Source organism: Pseudomonas sp. FP2309, assembly GCF_030687575.1.
GTDB lineage: Bacteria > Pseudomonadota > Gammaproteobacteria > Pseudomonadales > Pseudomonadaceae > Aquipseudomonas.
Map to the genome: position 1 here is coordinate 2,616,657 of NZ_CP117439.1, position 19,470 is coordinate 2,636,126.

The following is a 19,470-nucleotide window of genomic DNA, read 5'->3' on the forward strand; positions in this document are numbered from 1 at the left end:
TCGCTCTTAAAGGGTTGCCACGTGCTGTTGATAGCGTTCGTAAGCCTGTTGATAGGCGACCACATTGGCCGCCACCGGCAGGGTACGGCTGTTCGGGTCGACGCTGACGCATTTGTCGCACAGGCTGGCCAGGGATTCGCCGGACTGGCTCCACGCCGCCTGAATCGCCGCGCCCAGGGCCGCGGCTTCGCTTTGTTCGGTACAGACCACCTCGGTGTTCATGATGTCGGCCACCATCTGGCGCCACACCGGGCTTTTCGAGCCACCGCCGATCAAGCGGATGCTCTGGCTTTGCAGACCGCCCTGGCGCAGCAGGTCCAGGCCGTAACGCAGGCCGAAGGTGGTGCCCTCGACCACCGCGCGGCACAGGTTGGCGCGGGTCAGGTTGGTCATGGTCAGGCCGTGCACGCTGCCGGTGGCGTGGGGCAGGGCGGGCACGCGCTCGCCGTTGAGAAACGGCAGCATGCTCACGCCGTCGGCCCCAATCGGCGCGCGCTCGACCAGAGCGTTGAAGCGGTCCAGGTCCAGTTCGAACAACTCGCGGATCACCCCGGTGGCGTTGGTCAGGTTCATGGTGCAGATCAAGGGCAACCAGCCGCCGCTGGATGAACAGAACGTCGCCACCGAGGCTTGATGGCTCACCGTGGCCTGGTCGGAAAAGGCATACACAGTGCCCGATGAGCCCAGGCTCATGGTGATCACGCCGGGGGCGATGTTGCCGGTGCCGATGGCGCCCATCATATTGTCGCCGCCGCCGCTGGCGATGATGGCACGGGGGTTGATGCCCAGGCGTTCGGCGATGGCCGGCAGGATCGTGCCCACGGCCTGGTTGGCTTCGATCAGGGTTGGCAGGGCTTTTTCCAGGCGGCCGCTGGGGTCGATGTGCTGCAGCAACGCCACATCCCATTCACGGCTGCGCACGTTGAAATAACCGGTGCCCGACGCATCGCCGTATTCGGCGACGGCGCGGCCGGTGAGCCAGTAGTTGAGGTAGTCGTGGGGCAGCAGGACATGGGCGATGCGCGCGAACACATCCGGGTGTTGCTCGCGGGTCCACAGCAGTTTGGACACGGTGTAGCCCGGCGCGATGGCGACGCCGAGGCGCTCCAGGGAGCCGCGTTCACCGCCCAAATGCTGCAGCAGTCGGTCGTTTTCTTCAGCGGTTTCGGTGTCGCACCACAGCTTGGCCGGGCGCAGCACCTGGCCGTGCTCGTCGAGCAGGACCAGGCCGTGTTGTTGGCCGGACACGCCAATGCCGAGGATCGCCTGGCCATCCACGCCGGCCTGCTGCAGGGCGCGATGGGTGGCTTCGGTGAAGGCGTCGAGCCATTCCTGGGTGTGTTGCTCACGGCGACCATTGGCGCCGCTGATCAGCGTGTGGGCCGCCGCACCCAGGCCCAGGACCTTGCCGCTGGCTGCGTCGAGGACGATCGCCTTGGTGCCCTGGGTGCCGCAGTCGATGCCGAGGAACAGGTTTTGCTGGGTCATGAGGGTGTGCTCAGCAGTGTTGTTATTTGGGATGGGTAACGCGCTTCATTGTGGCAGGGCGGATTGGTCTGGGGGCTGCTTGGCAGCCCCGGCGCGGGGCAAGCCCGCTCACCACGGCAAGCCCGCTCGCCAAAACAATTAAGGTCCCACAGGGTTAAGTCGGTTTCTTCAGCACATTTTGCAGGGTTTGTGTGACGCCGTTGTCGCGCAGGCTTGCGTAGCACCGCTCGAACGCTGCCACAAACTCAGGTGAGTTGGGAATAGCCGTGCCGAAAATCTCTTCCACTCCCAGCAACCGCTGGCTGATCAGGGCATCGTCACGCACCAGATCCTGGCAGAACGGCGCGCGCGGGTCCGGGATGGTGTAGCTCACCCCATTCTCATCCATGCCCTTCAAATACAAGGCCCAGGCCGCGACCACCAGCGCCGCGCGCTCGGTCTCGCGTCCGTCGGCAATCAGGCGATTGATCGTTGGCACGGTGAACTTGGGAAACTTCGACGAGCCGTCCGAACACACGCGCTCCAACTGATCGGCAATCGCCTGGTTGGAAAAGCGCTCCACCAGGGTCTGTTTGTACTCGGTCAGGTCGATCCCCGGCACCGGCGCCAGGTTCGGCGTGACGTCCAGGTCCATGTAGGCGCGCATGTACGCGACGAACAGCGGGTCGTTCATGGTCTCGTGGACAAACCGGTAGCCCTTGAGAAACCCCAGGTACGTCATGGCCAGGTGGCTGCCGTTGAGCAGGCCGATCTTCATTTCTTCGTAGGGCGTCACGTCATCGGTGAACTGCACGCCGACCTTTTCCCAGGCCGGGCGGCCGTTGACGAATGTGTCTTCCAGCACCCACTGCACGAAGGGTTCGCACACCACCGGCCAGGCGTCGTCGATGCCGTGTTCATCGTGCAGTTGCAGGCGGTGGGCGGTGCTGGTCATGGGCGTGATGCGGTCGACCATGGCGTTCGGGAAGCTCACGTTGGCCGCTATCCAGTCATGCAGTTCGGCATTGTGCAGCGCGGCGAACGCCAGCAGCGCTTTACGCGTGACGGCGCCGTTGTGCGGCAGGTTATCGCAGGACATCACGGTAAACGCCGGAACTCCGGCCGCGCGGCGCCGGGTGAGGGCGGCGCAGAGAAAACCGAACACGGTTTTCGGCGCGCTCGGGTGCGCCAGGTCGTGCTGAATCTGCGGCAGATGGGCCATGAACTCGCCGTTGCTGTCGTCTATGCAGTAGCCGCCCTCGGTGATGGTCAATGAGACGATGCGAATGGCCGGGCTGGCCAGTTTGTCGATCAGCGCCTGGGCGTCGTCTTCGGCCAGCAGCATGTCGCTGATGGCGCCGATTACGCGTACTTCGGTGTCGTCGGTGTCGCCCAGTTCATACAGGGTGAACAGATAGTCCTGGCCGGCGAGGTCATCGCGGGCTTTGCGGTCTTCGCTGCGCAAGCCTACGCCGCAGATGCTCCAGTCCAGGCCTTCGCCGGTGTTCATCAAGGCATCGGTGTAGTACGCCTGATGGGCGCGATGGAAACCGCCGACACCGATGTGGGCAATGCCTTGGGAGGTGCTGCCAATGGCGTAGGTCGGCAGTTTTACGTTGGGTGCCAACTGGGTCAGGTTCTGTTTATTCAGCTTCATAACGTCGTACTCGCGAAATCAGGCGGCAGCGCGCAGTGGGCGGGCCACGGCCACGCCATCGGTGTCGAACAGATGGCAGTGCGCCGGGTCCAGGTGCAGGTGCAGCGTTTCGCCGTATTGGCTGGCCATGTCGCCACGGATGCGCATTGTCAGCGGCTCGCCGTTGGCGGTGTTGACGTGGCAGAAGGTGTCACTGCCCAGGCGCTCGCCGACGTCGGCGGTGACGGTCAGGGTGGTCTGGCCGGGGGTGGCGATTTCCAGGTGTTCGGGGCGGATACCCAGGGTCACGGCGCTGCCCACGCTCAAGGTCGGGCCGCTTAATGGCAGGCTGACAGAGGTGCCGGCGTCCAGTTCCACGTCGCAGTGTTGCGCGTCAATCCGTGTGACCTTGCCCTTGAGGAAGCCCATTTTCGGCGTCCCCAGAAACCCCGCCACAAACAGGTTGGCCGGCTGGTGATACAGCTCCAGCGGCGAGCCGACCTGCTCGATGCGGCCGCTGTTGAGCACCACCACCTTGTCGGCCAGGGTCATGGCTTCGACCTGGTCGTGGGTCACGTAAATCATGGTTGCCTGCAGTTCCTTGTGCAGGCGCGCCAGCTCCAGTCGCATCTGCACGCGCAGCGCGGCGTCGAGGTTGGACAACGGTTCGTCGAACAGGAAGATTTTCGGGTTGCGCACAATCGCGCGGCCGATCGCCACGCGCTGGCGCTGGCCCCCTGAGAGCTGCTTGGGCTTGCGCTCCAGCAGCGGGCCCAGCTCGAGGATGCGCGCCGCTTCGCTGACTTTACTGTCCACCAGCTTTTTGTCGACGCCCGCCAGGTCCAGGGCAAACGACATGTTTTTGCGCACGCTCATGTGCGGGTACAACGCGTAAGTCTGGAACACCATCGCCAGGTCGCGCTTGGCCGGGGTGACTTCGGTGATGTCGCGACCATCGAGTTCGATGCTGCCGTCGCTGACTTCTTCAAGCCCGGCGATCAGGCGCAGCAGGGTGGACTTACCGCAGCCCGACGGGCCGACGAAGACCACGAATTCTTTGTCGTTCACTTCCAGGTCGATGCCTTTGATGATCGAGAAACCTTCGAAGCCTTTTTGCAGATTCTTGATTTTCAGGTTGGCCATGGTGGGCCTCCACGTCTGAATTTTTATGAGAGACCGTTACTTCACGGCACCGAAGGACAAACCGCGCACCAGCTGTTTCTGGCTGATCCAGCCAAAGATCAGGATCGGCGCGCAGGCCAGGGTCGACACGGCGGACAATTTGGCCCAAAACAAGCCTTCGGGGCTGGAGTAGGAGGCGATCAGCGCGGTCAGCGGTGCGGCGGCGGACGAGGTCAGGTTCAACGACCAGAAGGCCTCGTTCCAGCACAGGATCAGCGACAGCAACACGGTCGATGCCAGGCCGCCCTTGGCGATCGGCAGCAGCACCCGGACCATTTCCTGCCACAGGGTGGCGCCGTCCAGGCGGGCGGCTTCGAGGATGTCCTTGGGGATGTCTTTGAAGTAGGTGTACACCATCCACACCACGATCGGCAGGTTGATCAGGGTGTAGATGATGATCAGCGCAATGCGCGTGTCCAACAGGCCAAAGCTCTTGGCCAGCAGGTAGATCGGCATCAATACGCCCACCGGCGGCAGCATCTTGGTGGACAACATCCACAGCAGCGTGCCCTTGGTCCGCTGCGTTTCGTAGAACGCCATGGAGTAGGCGGCCGGCACCGAGATCAGCAGGCACAGCGCGGTGGCGCTGAACGAGATCAGCACCGAGTTCCACGCATAGCTGAAGTAGTTGCTGCGCTCGTTGATGTGCAGGTAATTCTCCAGCGTCGGCGTGAAGATGAACTGCGGCGGCGTGGCGAACGCGTCGATTTCGGTCTTGAAGCTGGTCAGCACCATCCAGAAGATCGGGAAGAAAATCAGGATCGCGATGGCCCAGGCCAACGTGCCCAGCAGCAGGCTTTGCAGGCGACGGGATTGTTGAAGCGTCATGGCGCGGCCCTCAAGGCTTGTCAGTCAGGTTTTTGCCGATCATCCGCACCAGGATGATCGCCGCGATATTGGCGATGACCACGGCTATCAAGCCGCCGGCCGAGGCCATGCCCACGTCGAACTGCACCAGCGCCTGGTTGTAGATCAGGTAGGCGAGGTTGGTCGAGGCGTAGCCGGGGCCGCCGTTGGTGGTAGTGAAGATTTCGGCGAACACCGAGAGCAGGAAGATCGTTTCGATCATCACCACCACGGCAATCGGGCGGGCCAGGTGGGGCAGGGTCAGGTGCCAGAAAATCGCGATGGCACCGGCGCCGTCCAGGCGCGCGGCTTCCTTTTGTTCCTGGTCGAGGGACTGCATGGCCGTCATCAGCAGCAGGATCGCAAAGGGCAGCCATTGCCACGACACAATGATAATGATCGACAGCAACGGGTAATGTGCCAGCCAGTCCACGGGTTCGGCGCCGAACAGCTTCCACACGGCGGCGAGCACCCCGGACACCGGGTGGAAAATCAGGTTCTTCCAGATCAACGCACCCACGGTGGGCATGATGAAAAACGGCGAAATCAACAACACCCGCACCACGCCGCGCCCGAAGAACTCACTGGCCTCCAGCAAGGCGCTGATCAACACGCCGAACACCACGCTGATCAGCAGCACGCTGCCCACCAGCAGCAAGGTATTGGTGGCGCCGGGCAGGAAGCCCGAATCGGTGATGAAGTAGGTGAAGTTCTCCAGCCCCACGAATTGGTTTTCACCGGGGTAGAGCAGGTTGTAGCGGATCAGCGAAAAGTACAGGGTCATGCCCAGCGGCACGATCATCCACAACAGCAGCATGGCGACCGAGGGCGTGACGAGGAACCAGCCGGGGTTGGCCAGGCGGCTTTTGCGCGTTGTATTCATGGTGATAGACCAGTCAAGTGCATGCAAAGCGAGAGTCGAAGCGCAGTCAGTGCGGGAGGGGGCTTGCCCCTCCCGCATTGGACTGGGGGGAGGTCCGGGTTACTTGGGGTAACCGGCCCGCTTCATTTCGCGCTCGGTGGTGGTCTGCGCAGCACTTAAGGCTTGATCGACCGTCTGCTGACCGGTCAGCGCTCCAGCGAAGAACTTGCCGACCTGGGTACCAATCGCCTGGAATTCAGGAATGGTCACCAACTGGATACCGATGTACGGCACGGGCTGGAGCGTCGGCTTGGTCGGGTCCGCGACTTTCAGCGATTCCAGGGTCACCTTGGCGAATGGCGCGGCTTTCATGTATTCGTCGCTGTAGGTCGAGGTGCGCGTGCCCGGCGGTACGTTGGCGATGCCGTCGGTCTTGGCGACCAGTGCGCCGTATTCCTTGGAGGTCGCCCAGGTGGTGAACACCTTGGCGGCGTCCTTGGCTTTGGAGCTGGCTGGAATCGCCAGGCTCCAGGAGTACAGCCACGAGGTGCCTTTGTCGGTCTTCTCGTGCGGGGCAAATGTGAAGCCGACGTGGTCTGCCACTTTGCTTTGGGTCTTGTCGGTCACGAATGAACCGGCGACGCTGGCATCCACCCAGATCGCGCACTTGCCGCTGTTGAATAGCGCCAGGTTTTCGTTGAAACCGTTGCTGGACGCGCCCGGCGGGCCGGATTTTTTCATGTTGTCGACGTAGAAGTTCAGCGCGTCTTTCCACTCGGGGCCGTTGAATTGCGGCTGCCATTTCTCATCGAACCAGCGCGCCCCGTAACCGTTGGCCAGGGTGGTGATCAGCGCCATGTTTTCACCCCAACCGGCTTTGCCGCGCAGGCACAGGCCGTACTGCTCTTTGGTTTTGTCGGTGAGTTTGGCGGCGAATTCGCCGATCTGGCTCCAGGTCGGGTGCTCGGGCATGCTCAGCCCGGCGTTCTTGAACAAGTCGGTGCGGTAGTAGGTGATCGAACTTTCGGCGTAGAACGGCAGGGCGTACAGCGAGCCTTTGACCGACAGGCCATCGCGCACGGAAGGAAATACATCATCGAGGTCGTAGGATGCCGGCAAGTCTTTCATCGGCTCCAGCCAACCCTTCGCGCCCCAGAGTGCGGCTTCGTACATGCCGATGGTCAACACGTCGAACTGTCCGCCCTGGGTGGCGATGTCGGTGGTCAGGCGTTGGCGCAGCACGTTTTCTTCGAGCACCACCCAGTTCAGCTTGATCTCCGGGTGCTCGGCCTCGAAGGTTTTCGAGAGCTTTTGCATGCGGATCATGTCGCTGTTATTGACGGTGGCAATCGTCAGGGTTTGCGCGCCAAGGCTGACGGCGCTGAGGGTCATGCAGGCCGTCATGCAGGAACAGGCAAGCAGCGTTTTTGCTGTGAACTTCATCGCGCACTCCATTTCCGCGCCCAGAGGGCTACAGAAGGACAGTTATTGTTGTTGTGTCTTCCTACAGGGAGTCAGGAAGAGTGTGCGTTGATTACAGCCTTCTAAAGGCGCGCTGACAAATCCTTGGGAACACGCTCACTGATACTTTTTTGCACTCGTTGACTGCCTGACCTGATCGTTCCCACGCTCTGCGTGGGAATGCATACCGTGACGCTCTGCGTCACCAGGGACGCGGAGCGTCCCAAGCGGCGTTACCACGCGGAGCGCGGGAACGATCAGTGCTGTGCTTAACCCTCGATTTCAGCCAGTAACCGCTCAGCCAACAACCGAGACATCTCGATCAACTGCGCAATACCCAACGCGCCTTCTCGCCGCGAGCCGTCTAGCTCAAAGGCGAAATCGCAGGCGAGCGCGTGGGCAGATGCGAGTGATTCGCTGAGGTTGACCAGCAAGTCCTGGGTGCAGATGTCGTCTTTCACGGTGAACAGCACGCTGGGGGCTGACTCGATCGGGGGATTTGGGGTGGGTTTATTCATGGTGAAGTTCCTGATTTAAGTGGAACTACCACTGACCGCCGCGACGCGATCGGGTGGTAGCTGTACGCAGGTTCGCGGACCGGAATCAGGAAACCGGCATACCCGAAGGTATCCCGCGCACAGCCACCATAAGGCCGCACAGTAGACGATAAAAAAACGTCAACTGAAAGCGGAAATGGCACTTTGCGTCTGATTAAACCGGGCCGCGACGCCCGACCGCTGCGTGTGCAGCGGTGTAGGGAGACTAGAGATTGAATGTCCTAGGGACAACCTCAAAACCTTGTCGGACGTTTCCGTTTTTCCCAATACCTAGCCGAACGGTCAGTTGCCGGTTTTTCCATCAGTCAGCAACCTCTTCCTGCGCGCCACAGCGGCGCGATCCTCTTTGCACGATTCAACACCACGACGGTGTTTTATCCCCTGCGCGCCTAAAAAAGGAAGCGACATGAAGGACGCTGATACCCAAATCCAACAATCAACTCGCCCAATCAACGCCACCCTCGACTTCTGCCTGGAGCGCCACAGGTGAGGCGCTACAACATCATGACGGGCGCGAAGACCACCGCAGGCGGCGAAGTGATCAGCGGCATGGAGCGAACCAGTTTCAACGGCCAAATGATCGCCAGGGAGGGCGACCGGGTTGCGTGTCCGGCATGCGGCACTGAAGGCGTCATTGAGCTTGCCGGCCCTCGCCTGTGCGAATCATGGGGCGGCAAACAAGCGGCGCTGGAGGGTGATCTCTGCAGGTGTAAATGCGTTCCACCGCCGGAGCTGATCGCCAATCAGCGCTTTAAGTGTCAGGAATTCGGCACACAACCCCAGCGCGACACCTCCATTTGGACAGGGCCGAGCCCACGCACCCCTCCTGTTTCGAGCTTCTCTGCGCCCGGCGCGATGAGTCGTGCCGCTGACGCGTGCGTGTTCGCCAAGTCGTGCGTTTCGGTGCCGGTCGGTTCCACGGCTGCGGGAACGAGCCCTGAACACGCCAGAAATTTTGGCACCACGGCCGTCATGGCTTCGACCGGTACGGCGGGCGTTGTCGGGAGGATCGCAGGAACGCTCGGCAGCGACCTGGGTGCCTGGGCCGTACGCGGCGGGCTGGCAGGCGCCAGTGCAGCACTCAATGTCATGCTGCTGGCTTTCTGGCCACGGGATATCGGTGATTCAACGTTATATACCCCGGAACAACTGGCAGGAATGCGCTCGGCCAGTACACGGGTCCGGTTTCAGTTTCGCCAGGATGAGTCAGGTGAGCTGCGTGTTTACGGCATACATACCAAGGCTGACAGTGGCGCTGATCGTGTACCCGTTGCGCAAGCTAGATGGAATACGGACAAAAGCGCGATGGTGGCCGTGCTGGATGGCATCAGCATTACCTGGACGCCAAATAAAGGGCCGGTTGTCAATGCGCCGAGTCCGTATCCAGGCACATGGGAGCGCCTGGATAATTTGTTCGTGCATCCGGTTGCCGTGGGGCAGGATTCGGCAATCAGTCACTACCCTGGGCGCGAAGCTGAGGATGTTACCTGGCAGGATACGATCATTTCGTTTCCGGCTGATTCGGGTTTGCCGCCGTTGTATTTGGTGTTTGCCAAGTCGGCGGTCAGGCCGTTGGAGGTTGATATTTATGGTGCGTTCAGTGGACGGCCTAGAGAAGGAATGCACTTGGATCACATGCCTTCCCAAGCAGCGTTAGAGCGTTACTTGGTGAAAAATTTCCTACATCTTGGAGAGGCTGAACGAAAACATGCAATGAAAAACGCCGCAAGCATCGCGATACCGTCTCGGGTTCACCAAAAATACAGTGAGACCTTCGGAGGCAGAAACACAAAATTCAAACAACAGGTGGATGCTGCTGATTTACGAGGTGCGGTAGATCGGAATTTTTATGCAATAAAGCCCTACATGCTTGAAGAAGGGTTTAAAGAAGCGGACCTTGAAGATGCGCGGACCAAAATGCATAAAATCAATAAAGAAATGGGGTGGTATTGATGGACGCGCCAACGATTAAATTGTGGGTGGAGAGTTTAGAGCTTGGTTTCACCGAACTTGTAGCCGATGGAAAGATACCCGACCAACCGCTGGTGAAGTCGTTTGAGGACAGCGATTGGCCAACCATGCATCCAGTAGATGGCGTGGAGTTGCTCTTCAGTGACACGACCAAGTCCCTGAAACAGATCCTGATCACATTCATCCCGACGGTCGGCCAACCGGTTTACACCGGAGGGTTACCCACTCCATTTTCACTGATGATGAATCAGCAAGGTGTGCGTAGCGCTCTGGGAGAACCTATGGAGTCGAGAGGTCGCGCCAGGCTTCCGGGTGGGCTGGGAATAAGAGGGGGATGGGACGCATATAGGCTGCCCAGCGAATTGCATCCGAGTGCAAAAATTATAATTAGCTATCTTGAAAGTTTTGCTGTGAACAATATCAGTTTCTCGTTGATCAATTAAGAGGGTCTTGCCCCAGCCATAGAGCAGTCGAACGGCCAGCATGATCGCCAGTGGTAACACTGGCGTATCGCTTGCCTGTGCTGTTCCTACTTGATCAATGAGAGCTTAGCTTCCAGTGACTCATTGACGCCGTTGTTGGATACCCCTGAAAACGAAGAGTGGGTTCAGTTTCCGGCTGAGGGCGTGGAATTCTGATTTGCCAAAGAAAATAAGATATTTGAGAAGGTTTTATTAGCGCTTATTAAAAGCGGCGCGAGAGATTCCGTTTACAAAGGCAGTTTGCCGCCCCCGTTCGTTTTCCCGATGAATCAGTTCAGCGTTGTTGTCTGACGGAGAATAAGCCAGTGAGTTTAATTTATTTCAAGCCAGATTCTGCTCAGTCAACCGCTGCACCGCCAACCGCCGATAGTGGGACGGCGTCATGCCCTTAAGCTGCTGAAAGCGCCGATTGAAGTTGGAGATATTGTTGAACCCCGATTCAAAACACACATCCGTGACCGCTTTATCGCCATCGGCCAGCAATTCGCAGGACTTGCTGATGCGCAGTCGATTGACGAATTCGATAAACGTGCGCCCGGTGGCCTGTTTGAATACCCGTGAAAAGTACGTCGGTTTCATGCCCAGGTAGTCCGCCACTTCCTCCAGCGGCAACTCGCGTGCGTAATGGGCAAAGATGTAATCGACGGCGCGGTTGGTGCGGTCGATGCTGTGTTCGTCAGCCAGCTGTGGCGTGGTCGCGCCGGACAGCAGTTGGTAGTCCTCACAGGCGCTCAGCACGTCAAGGAGGATGAAAAAATGCCCCAGGCGCGCCATGCCCTGGGCGTCTTCGATGCGCTGCATCAGGGCCATGGCCTGGGCGATGGTTTTTTTGCAGCGGAATTCAATCCCGTACTGCGCGCGTTCCAGCAGCGGCGTCAGGGTCTTGAGCTCGGTAAAGATCTGACTGCCGCCGTCAAGCAAGTCCTCGGTGAAATTGACCAGCATGTCGCGCTTGGGCACCACCTCGTCTTCTTCGACCTGGCTGATCCAGTTGTGGGGCAGGTTGGGGCCGGTGAGGAACAGACTTTCCGGGTAGAAGTTACCGATGTAGTCGCCGATAAACACCTTGCCGGAGCTGGCGACGATCAGGTGCAGCTCGTATTCCTTGTGGAAATGCCAGCGCACCAGCGGGCAGGGGAAGCCGTGCTGGCGATAGATGATTGACAGACCGTTGTGATCGTCCATCAGCTCGTAGGAAGGGTCTTTGATTCGCGTTGCTCGGGTCATGCTGCCGTCGCTTTATTGTGGTTGCTGCGTAGGATAATGCCCCCTCGCGCGCGCCCTCGCCAGCGTCGGCGTTTACACGAGGCGGTTTTTGGCCTCGATCCATTGGGACATGTATTGGGTACTTTTATGCGCGTGATGGCGCAGCATGCTGCCGGTGAAGTTTGTGCGGCGATGGGCGGCGAGTTGGTGTCGGCAGCGTTCCAGGCAGGCCACCAGTGCAGGGCCGTGGATCGCTTGGTCATAACGACGGGCAAGCAACTGACGGCCATGTGCCTGGGCCTGGTGCCAACGCTCGCGGTCCTGGTAAAGGGCGACGGCCGCGGCCGCCAGGGCTGGTGCGCTCTGTTCGATCAGGCCGGGCCATGGTTGTTCATCGCCCATGGCTTCGGCGCCAATCGGTGTGGTGACGTTCGGTGTGCCGCACAACATCGCATCGGCCAGTTTGCCCTTGATACCGGCACCGAAGCGCAGCGGCGCCAGGCAGATACGCGCGGCGGTCATCACTTGCAGGGCGTCTTCGGCCCAGTTCATGACATGAAAACCTTGGGCGGGGTTGTGCAGCGCGGTGGCTTTGGGCGGTGTGTAGGCACCGTAGATATGCAACTGCGCCCCCGGCAGTTGCTGGCGAATCAGCGGCCACAGGCTGTTTTTCATCCATAACACCGCGTCCCAGTTCGGCGCGTGGCGGAAATTGCCGATGCTCAGAAAATGCGCACGGTCTTCGAAGGGCGCGAAAGCACCGCTCGGCGGCGCCATCATCAGTGGACACCAGTGGAGCAGGGCGGCCGGCACCTTGAACTGTTCGGTGAGCAGGCGAATTTCCACGTCGGAAATCATCAGACTGATGTCACAGCGGTAAATCGCGGCGATCTCGCGCTTGGCCAGGTCGGTGTCGGCCATCAGCTGGAATTCCTCCGGCAGGGCGGGCGTGAACAGCGCGCTGAAGTCGTTGCTGTCAGGGTGTGCCTTGAGGTGGTCCTTGAGACGCTGGTGACGGGCGTCGCGCAGGCTTTGCAGGTCGGAAGTTTCCAGGACCCGCAGGGCATCCGGACAACACTTTTCCACGCGCCAGCCAAATTGTTCTTCCATCATGAAACGGTCGAACAGCACGATATCCGGGGTCAGTTCGCGGATAAAATCGTCGAAACTGCTGTTATTGAGCTCGATGGCGCATTCGGCGATACCCAGGCTGAGCAGGTCGGCCTTGTGCTCGCCGAGTGCGGCAGGGCTGCTGAAGGTGATGTCCCAGCCTTGCGTAAGAAAGCTCTCGAGGATTTGCATCATATGCCCGCCTGCGGCCGAGGAGCGCGGCTCCGGCCAGACATAGCCAATGACCAGGACTTTGGTGGCGGGCTGATTCATCAAAAAAGTTCCTTGGCGGCGGGAGTAAGGGCATGGCAAAACGCCGCAATTAAACCACAGCCGACCCTGGTGTTGGTCGGCGGTGGCGAAAACGGCAGGCGTCTGGTCAGCCCTTGAGGTCAATCGACGGCAAAGTCCATCACATCCCTGACCATGTTGGGGTTGAACACCCCTTTGCCGGTGCCCTCAACCAAGTTGAATGTCCCGTCAGGATTGATCGTGACCCCGACGGAGCTGGCGATTGTCGTCTGCACGCCCGGCTTTTTCAGCAGCTCCAGCAGCGGCTTTCGGCCTTCATATTCCTGGCCGACAATAACCCCCATGCCAACGGCGGAGTCAGAACTCACACCGCCGACAAAGATCACTTTCCCACCCTTGTCCAACGAGCGATTCAATGCCTGCACGAGCTGCTGGGCGTCCTGGTCCAACAAACCGTGCTCAAGGTTGCTGCCGGTCAAATGCATCAGGGTGCGTTTCTGATAAATCCCGTCTTTCAAGTCGGTCAGAACGGCCACGGCCGAGCAGTCGGTCAGGCTGCGCGTGGTCAACACCGTCGTGCCATCTTCTGCGGTGTGAGAGTACCCCATTGAAACATCGACTTTTTGCGGCGCCGTAGGGGGCGCGGCCTCGCTTGTGTCGTCCTTGGACGTGGGCGCCTGTGTCTCATCGGACGCGCCCTCGAAGGTTTTCCATTCGTGGTCATGGGGGCGGCGTGGGTTCGGGTGTTTTTCCAAAAACCAGTACCTGTCCGGGGCGACTTGAAACTGTGAAACAGTGCCGACGGGCGCTTTGACCGGGACATTCAACTGCTCTGACAGGGCCTGGGCGAAGCCTGTTGCCGCAGACTTGCAGCTCAGCAGCCGAATGCGGGTGGCGCCGGTTTTCTGTAGAAGAGGGGCGATGAGTCTGGCGAGCGACTCAGGGGTGTGAGTGTGCGCACCCGCCAAGTCACTTTTAAAGGTGACGCCGCCCTTATCGCCATGCCCAACGATGTTCAGTCGGGTGTCTTTGCCGCCTTTTGGTCCATCGAGGAAATACTCGAATTGAGCGTCGTCAGAGACGCTGAAAGCAATGCTTTCAGCGATTTTTTCGGGCTCGGAAAGCCGTTTGAAGCCCTGGTATTCGGCCAGGCTGCGCAGTTCCTTGACGGTATGGCGCACGGGCGCCTGAGCAGGCGATTGTTGTTTGGGAGGGCCGAAGCGGACGGGCCGGTAGTCGACGTTTATTGTCGTGTACACCGGTTGTTCGAGCGTTCCGACGTTGACCTCGATCGGCGTGCCCTGTTGCTTGAAGACGTTGGCAAGAATCGGTTTTTCAGCGTAGGTGTTATCAAGCTCGATTTTCGCAAGCCATTCAATATCGCTGGCGCAAAGCTGCGGGTATTTGGCCTTGTTGGCGGCCAGCGCTCGCTGATAGACATCCGCAGGGAATTCACCGTCGGTGAGTTCGGTAATGACCTGCCCTTCGAACCCTTTGACGGGCACCCCGGTGATCGAATGCAGCACCGAGGCAAATGATTTTGCGCCGCCGTGGCCCGAGTAGCAGAAGAAGGCCCGGACGTTGGGGTAGTCTCGAATGTCGATGCCGCGGGCGAGGAGTTCGTTATTGACCTGTTCAGCGGAGTAGCCCGTTTCGTTTTCGCCCAAGATGCGTGCGGGCTGACCCGGTGCAGGCTCAACGGCATGGCCAATGATATTGATGCGCTTGGCGCCGTTGTACTCGTCGACGAACGTCTGGATTTCGCCATCGACAGGGGTGACGTCTTTGACCGGACCGCCCAACCGAATGCGGTAACGGGCGGCGTCAGGCGCAGGCGCAGGGTCGGGTGAGGACAGCCGGCTTTCGGTCCGTTGCCCAATCGATGGTGTACGCAGGGAGGAAGTGGCCGATCGGGGCTGAAAATGAGCCAGCACACTGGCGAAGTTGACCAGCAGATCCGCCGCAGCGGCTTCCTTTTTGCGCTTGTCATCGCCGCTCAGTTTCTCAATGTCATTCAACATGTTATCCAACTGCAGCGCGGCCCCGATCACCGCGCCCGGCCCGCGCAGGGCCGGTAGTACGGCATTCAGCAGCAGGTAGCCGCCTTTTTTGACGGATGCCCAGCGGCTTTCCTCATTGGACGTTGACTGTTCATCGGCCAGCGTCAGCAGGCTGCGAACATGGGCCTCGTACAGGTGGCTCATCAAATGGCCATCCTGAAGCTTCTGTTGCAGCGTTTGGGCCGCCTCGAATCCTTCGGTGGCCAAGGGGTTAGTAGGTGCGGGGCCGGTAAACAAACGACCCGTATTGAAGCCGGCAATGACCAGGTTCGGATGGGTAAAACCGGCGCCTGTGTAGATCTTGCGGGTGGCGTCGTCAGGGAGCCAGGCCAAAACGTCTTGCTGCAATTTGCCCGGCTTCTGGATCGCTTCGAGCAAGGCTTCGCGGGTAGAAAATTGCATCAAGGGGGCATCGGAAATCAACGGACGATAAAGCACGTGGGGCCCCTTTTCGGGGTCTTTGGGCTCGATCAGGTACATGTTTTCCACCACGTCTACCTTGCCATCAGCCTTGCGGTCGAATGCCAGCGGGCGGATAACGATCTCTTGCCCATCGACGGTCTTTGTTCCGGGCTCAGCCTTCAGGATTTGCGTGATGAACCTGAACCCGGTGGTGTCAACCCCTTGCTCTCCTTTGGTTGCCAACTCAAGGGCCTTGATCTTCAGGTCAATCGGTACTCCTTGGGCGAACCGCTGCATTCTTTGAGCTTTAGTCGTGGGGTCGTCGAGCAGTTCACGCTTGAGCAGCTCACCGTAGCGCTTGCCGATGTCCAGGTCCTGGATGATTTTTTTGAGCGCGCCTTCTTTTTCAAGCGCGGTGATCCGCACATTTCCTGGCTTGTAAAACACCTCGATCTGCCCATCGGGCAGGCCTGAAAGATTTTGCAGGAGTGCATCGGCCAGGCTCATGGTTTTGCGTTCGATAAAGCCGTTGCTCAGCGTGCCCACCGGGGTTTTGAACACAACTTCCAGATCCTCCGCCGTGTAGAGCCGTGGCGACGGTAACGTTGCGTTGAATTCGCTCAAGGCAAATGAACGTATTGTCGGGATGCCACTGTTGTACAGGCGCCCCTGATGGCGTCGTATAAAACTGGCCAGTTGCAAGGAGAGGTCGCGCAGGACAAAGCGTTCGGCGTCACCGGCCGTTTCGATCCACCCTGGCAATGTTGCCTCGGGCGTGGGCGTACTTGCAGAGGCAGCGGCGGGCGTATTTGACGCGAGGGGCGTGCCCGAACGCCTGTTAATGAGACTGGCCGCCTGAGCCGCAAATATATTGTCGGTCAGCGGCAGCTCGAAATGGATGTTCGCCGCCGCCAGGGCATCTGCGGAGTCATAAGGGGTGATTTTTCCGTCGGGTTCCACCAGCAGAAAGATTTCCGGCCGGCCGTCGACCAGGCGATGAATCAGCAGGTTTGGCGTGGCCTCTGCAGTTGCGCCGGTTTTCACCACGTATACGTCGGGTTTGCCTCTGTTTTGTACCTCGGGACGGGTGGAGGCCTCGGGATAGCGCACTACGGTGTCGATGGCTTCACGTTGCAGATCATCCAGTCCCGGTTGATTCAACCCCGCCTGCAGCAGATTTTCCCGCAACAGATCGCTGAGCAACGCTTTGCGGCTGCCGTTATAGACATGGCCTGCACCCGATGTCTGGCCAGTGTTGCCCGACGCCGGTACGCCAAAGGCGGGCTGCTCCCAATACGCGGCCCTGGCTTCGGCGTAGTAGTCATTGAGCAGCGCCGGGAGTTCGCGCAATGCCAGCCTGACGGACCCCATCGCAACATCAAGCGGGATGGTCGATGTCAAGGGAGTGGGTGATGTGTGGCCGGGCCGGGTGTCGAACAGCTTGTCCTGATCGCTCAACTCAAGGGTGTCGTTGCCAGTCAGGCGAGCGAGAGCGATCTGCACCAGCGGGGTGTGGATGAATTGTCCCGGATTGTCAGGGTCGGGCTGGGCCAGGGTTACATGGTTGCTGTCCACATCCAGGGTGCCGTCTGAGCCTGACTTAATGGCGGCGTTCAAGCGTTGCGTGAGCAGCGTGTGCAAGCGCGGTTCACCGGCAAACAGCGTCCTTAGCAGTTCGCTGGCCGGGTCGAGCGCCGTCTGATTTGCGCCGTCCGGGTTTGCCGGGGCGGGGTTCTCAAGACGTGCGATGACGGCACGGCGTTTCTCCTGGAAGGCCCGAGAGCGTTCATCGCTGGTCGGGTGGTTATGCCTTGCGGCGCTGAAGCCGTCTTTAATCAGTCCGCAGAAGAATTCCAGTTTCTGCTTCAGTCCGCTGAAATTCCGACTCTGCGCGTAAAAGTTCAGGATGAAATCGCGCGGATAGGTTGCGCTGCGCTTTAACGGGTTGCGCACTGCGGTGGTCGAGCCTGCGGCGAGACTGTTGGCCAAGGCCACGATCTCGCCAGCGACCGCAGACCAGCCTGAGGCATCGCCCATTGTGAACACGGTGCGCGTCACCTCACCGTTGGCGCCGTATACCTCACACATCAGGTCGCCGGTGTGAGGGGCAATGTTGATGCTTTCCAGCACAATATTGTGCTTTGTCGCGAAGGCCTGGAACGCCGGCGCGGCCAGGGCATCATCGAGGGCTTTAAGCAGTTGGCCCATGGTGGAGTCTTCGGGCGGTAACATGCTGGCGCGGCTGAAGTCCCCCCTGCCCGATACCGGCAGATCCTCTTCCCACAACAAGGAGCCGGCTGATCGTGCCAGCTGTAGATCAGCCTCATTCACCCGGCTTGCCCAGGATCCGGCCTGTTGGGGTGGAGCCGTTTCGGGTTTTTCTGTGAGTCGGCAGGCAGTGGTCTGGATTGCGTCCAGCTGGCGCTGTTTTACAGCGGCGTACTCAGGTTCGATCTCAACGCGCTCTTGAGTCTCGCTGTACAAGGCGGGAAATGAATGGTTGCGCTGAATGAAACGGATAAAGTCCAGGGTGTCGGTCTTGGTGTTTGCGTAGTTTGCGCCATAGAAAGCCTGGATCAGCTCGTACCGTGTGCTCTGCTCGCCTGCATACACCACAAAACCCAGGGTTGGCGCCAGTTCGCGGGCCACTGCCATGACGTCGGCACTGGCCTGTGCCCAGCCCGGTAGATCCTTGCCGAACGTCACGAGTTTGCCGTCAACCTTGCACTGCAGCGTTCCGGTGCGGTGGTCCAGGGTGCATTCGGAGGTGTCGATGTGATGGGTTTTGGCATAGCTTGCAAAAGGCTCCGCTTTGAGGGCCTGGGTCAGGCGCGACCAGGCCAGCCCAAACGTGGAGCCGGGGGGGATGTCTGAGACGAAGCGGCTGGCCCGGGTGTTGACACCTTCCGGCTCAAGTGAAATTAAACGGTTCATCAAAGTGGCGGCCAATTGCAGCGCCACCACCCGGTCACCCTGCCTGACCCGCGCCTCGGCAGCCTTCTGCGCTAGTGGCGTGATGAGCGGCGTCTCCATGCTGACCAGGCGCGGTGCGCTGCGTCGAGCGCGTGGCCGTGTATCCACCGCCTCGCAGGTTTGATCGTCTTTGGGCGTGCTGGGCATGCCACTCGCGACAGGTTGTCCCGCGGCATGGCTGTTTTGCCGCGCTGATGCAGGGGACGGCTGAAACGCCGACAAAAGAGGGGGCATGGAGATTCCTTTGATAAATAGTTGCTAGCCGTCCTCGCAATGTCGGCTAATCCGCCACTGGGTGGAGCGCAACGCAGAACCGTTCCTGATGGGTGTTTAACAAACTGTTTAGCAGGCGCCGCGAGCGAGATGAGGTTTTGTCTATAGGTGCATATCCGAGTTTGTGTTTAACTTCTGCCTCTCGAATTCGTTTAACCAAACCCAGCATAAGGATTCCGTTCATGGCTCAAGTCACCCTTCGTGGTAACCCGGTTCAGGTTGAAGGCGAACTGCCGCAAGTCGGCACCCAGGCGCTTGACTTCACCCTGACCGCCGGCGATCTGTCGGATGTAACCCTGGCCACTTTCGCCGGCAAGCGCAAAGTGCTGAACATCTTCCCAAGCGTCGACACCCCGACCTGCGCGACTTCGGTCCGTAAGTTCAACGCGCAGGCCAACGAACTGAATAACACCGTCGTGCTGTGCATTTCCTCGGACCTGCCGTTTGCCCAGGCACGCTTCTGCGGTTCCGAAGGCCTGGACAACGTCAAAAGCCTGTCGGACTTCCGCAGCGCTGCATTCTCCCAAGACTACGGCGTGGACATCGTTGACGGCCCCCTGCGCAGCCTGACCGCCCGTGCCGTAGTGGTGCTGGACGAAAACGACAAGGTGCTGCACAGCGAGCTGGTTGCTGAAATTGGCCAAGAGCCAAACTATGAAGCGGCCCTGGCTGTTTTGAAGTAATTGTTTCTGCGTAAGACTGTCGTGTTGCAGTAACACCGGTGGTACAT

Annotated in this window: 13 protein-coding genes; 3 read left to right on the forward strand and 10 right to left on the reverse strand. The window is 59.8% G+C overall.

Translation table 11 applies throughout. The features are described from left to right. Nucleotides 1–6 precede the first annotated feature (6 nt). From xylB to PSH59_RS12000, 7 genes are all read right to left on the reverse strand, one after another. On the reverse strand, nt 7–1,488 hold the full coding sequence (xylB, locus tag PSH59_RS11970; RefSeq protein ID WP_305395148.1) for a xylulokinase: 1,482 nt from the start codon (nt 1,486–1,488) through the stop codon (nt 7–9). Between the two features lie 154 nt (nt 1,489–1,642). Beyond that, nucleotides 1,643–3,124 (reverse strand): mannitol dehydrogenase family protein, encoded by a 1,482-nt coding sequence (locus tag PSH59_RS11975; RefSeq protein ID WP_305395149.1) that lies wholly within the window; start codon nt 3,122–3,124, stop codon nt 1,643–1,645. Between the two features lie 18 nt (nt 3,125–3,142). Continuing rightward, a complete protein-coding gene (locus PSH59_RS11980; protein WP_305395150.1) occupies nt 3,143–4,246 on the reverse strand; it encodes an ABC transporter ATP-binding protein in 1,104 nt (367 codons plus the stop codon). Nucleotides 4,247–4,282: 36 nt separating this feature from the next. Further along, on the reverse strand, nt 4,283–5,113 hold the full coding sequence (locus tag PSH59_RS11985) for a carbohydrate ABC transporter permease (protein WP_003173672.1): 831 nt from the start codon (nt 5,111–5,113) through the stop codon (nt 4,283–4,285). A 10-nt stretch (nt 5,114–5,123) separates the two neighbouring features. Further along, the gene (locus PSH59_RS11990; protein ID WP_248083773.1) at nt 5,124–6,014 is read right to left on the reverse strand and encodes a carbohydrate ABC transporter permease; all 891 of its coding nucleotides are present in this window, start codon (nt 6,012–6,014) and stop codon (nt 5,124–5,126) included. Between the two features lie 99 nt (nt 6,015–6,113). Beyond that, nucleotides 6,114–7,436, reverse strand: coding sequence for a sugar ABC transporter substrate-binding protein (locus PSH59_RS11995; RefSeq protein ID WP_305395151.1), 1,323 nt, complete (start codon nt 7,434–7,436; stop codon nt 6,114–6,116). A gap of 287 nt (nt 7,437–7,723) precedes the next feature. Continuing rightward, nucleotides 7,724–7,972 carry a DUF6124 family protein gene (locus PSH59_RS12000; protein WP_305395152.1) on the reverse strand — a complete coding sequence of 83 codons (249 nt, stop codon included), beginning with the start codon at nt 7,970–7,972 and terminating at the stop codon, nt 7,724–7,726. Between the two features lie 525 nt (nt 7,973–8,497). Here PSH59_RS12000 and PSH59_RS12005 point away from each other — a divergent pair. Together PSH59_RS12005 and PSH59_RS12010 are read left to right on the forward strand one after the other, a co-directional pair. After that, on the forward strand, nt 8,498–9,964 hold the full coding sequence (locus tag PSH59_RS12005) for an S-type pyocin domain-containing protein (RefSeq protein WP_305395153.1): 1,467 nt from the start codon (nt 8,498–8,500) through the stop codon (nt 9,962–9,964). Further along, a complete protein-coding gene (locus tag PSH59_RS12010) occupies nt 9,964–10,425 on the forward strand; it encodes a DUF6392 family protein (protein ID WP_305395154.1) in 462 nt (153 codons plus the stop codon). Before PSH59_RS12005 ends, PSH59_RS12010 begins: the two co-directional genes overlap by 1 nt. A 360-nt stretch (nt 10,426–10,785) precedes the next feature. Here PSH59_RS12010 and PSH59_RS12015 read toward each other — a convergent pair whose 3' ends face one another. The 3 genes from PSH59_RS12015 to PSH59_RS12025 all read right to left on the reverse strand — a co-directional run bounded on the left by PSH59_RS12015 (nt 10,786) and on the right by PSH59_RS12025 (nt 18,701). Then, the gene (locus PSH59_RS12015; RefSeq protein WP_305395155.1) at nt 10,786–11,691 is read right to left on the reverse strand and encodes an AraC family transcriptional regulator; all 906 of its coding nucleotides are present in this window, start codon (nt 11,689–11,691) and stop codon (nt 10,786–10,788) included. Between the two features lie 72 nt (nt 11,692–11,763). Beyond that, nucleotides 11,764–13,053: a glycosyltransferase gene (locus tag PSH59_RS12020; RefSeq protein WP_305395156.1), complete on the reverse strand. Its 1,290-nt coding sequence runs from the start codon at nt 13,051–13,053 to the stop codon at nt 11,764–11,766. 119 nt (nt 13,054–13,172) lie between these two features. Next, nucleotides 13,173–18,701 (reverse strand): dermonecrotic toxin domain-containing protein, encoded by a 5,529-nt coding sequence (locus tag PSH59_RS12025; protein ID WP_305395157.1) that lies wholly within the window; start codon nt 18,699–18,701, stop codon nt 13,173–13,175. A gap of 221 nt (nt 18,702–18,922) precedes the next feature. Between PSH59_RS12025 and tpx the strand changes: the two genes are divergently transcribed. Beyond that, complete coding sequence (gene tpx, locus PSH59_RS12030; protein ID WP_248083977.1) at nt 18,923–19,423, forward strand: thiol peroxidase; 501 nt, start codon at nt 18,923–18,925, stop codon at nt 19,421–19,423. Nucleotides 19,424–19,470 lie beyond the last annotated feature (47 nt).

What these genes read in the sequence shown, in the direction of transcription:
- xylB (WP_305395148.1), bottom strand. Translation starts at nt 1,488, where the DNA reads ATGACCCAGCAAAACCTGTTCCTCGGCATCGACTGCGGCACCCAGGGC.
- PSH59_RS11975 (WP_305395149.1), bottom strand. Translation starts at nt 3,124, where the DNA reads ATGAAGCTGAATAAACAGAACCTGACCCAGTTGGCACCCAACGTAAAA.
- PSH59_RS11980 (WP_305395150.1), bottom strand. Translation starts at nt 4,246, where the DNA reads ATGGCCAACCTGAAAATCAAGAATCTGCAAAAAGGCTTCGAAGGTTTC.
- PSH59_RS11985 (WP_003173672.1), bottom strand. Translation starts at nt 5,113, where the DNA reads ATGACGCTTCAACAATCCCGTCGCCTGCAAAGCCTGCTGCTGGGCACG.
- PSH59_RS11990 (WP_248083773.1), bottom strand. Translation starts at nt 6,014, where the DNA reads ATGAATACAACGCGCAAAAGCCGCCTGGCCAACCCCGGCTGGTTCCTC.
- PSH59_RS11995 (WP_305395151.1), bottom strand. Translation starts at nt 7,436, where the DNA reads ATGAAGTTCACAGCAAAAACGCTGCTTGCCTGTTCCTGCATGACGGCC.
- PSH59_RS12000 (WP_305395152.1), bottom strand. Translation starts at nt 7,972, where the DNA reads ATGAATAAACCCACCCCAAATCCCCCGATCGAGTCAGCCCCCAGCGTG.
- PSH59_RS12010 (WP_305395154.1), top strand. Translation starts at nt 9,964, where the DNA reads ATGGACGCGCCAACGATTAAATTGTGGGTGGAGAGTTTAGAGCTTGGT.
- PSH59_RS12015 (WP_305395155.1), bottom strand. Translation starts at nt 11,691, where the DNA reads ATGACCCGAGCAACGCGAATCAAAGACCCTTCCTACGAGCTGATGGAC.
- PSH59_RS12020 (WP_305395156.1), bottom strand. Translation starts at nt 13,053, where the DNA reads ATGAATCAGCCCGCCACCAAAGTCCTGGTCATTGGCTATGTCTGGCCG.
- PSH59_RS12025 (WP_305395157.1), bottom strand. Translation starts at nt 18,701, where the DNA reads ATGCCCCCTCTTTTGTCGGCGTTTCAGCCGTCCCCTGCATCAGCGCGG.
- tpx (WP_248083977.1), top strand. Translation starts at nt 18,923, where the DNA reads ATGGCTCAAGTCACCCTTCGTGGTAACCCGGTTCAGGTTGAAGGCGAA.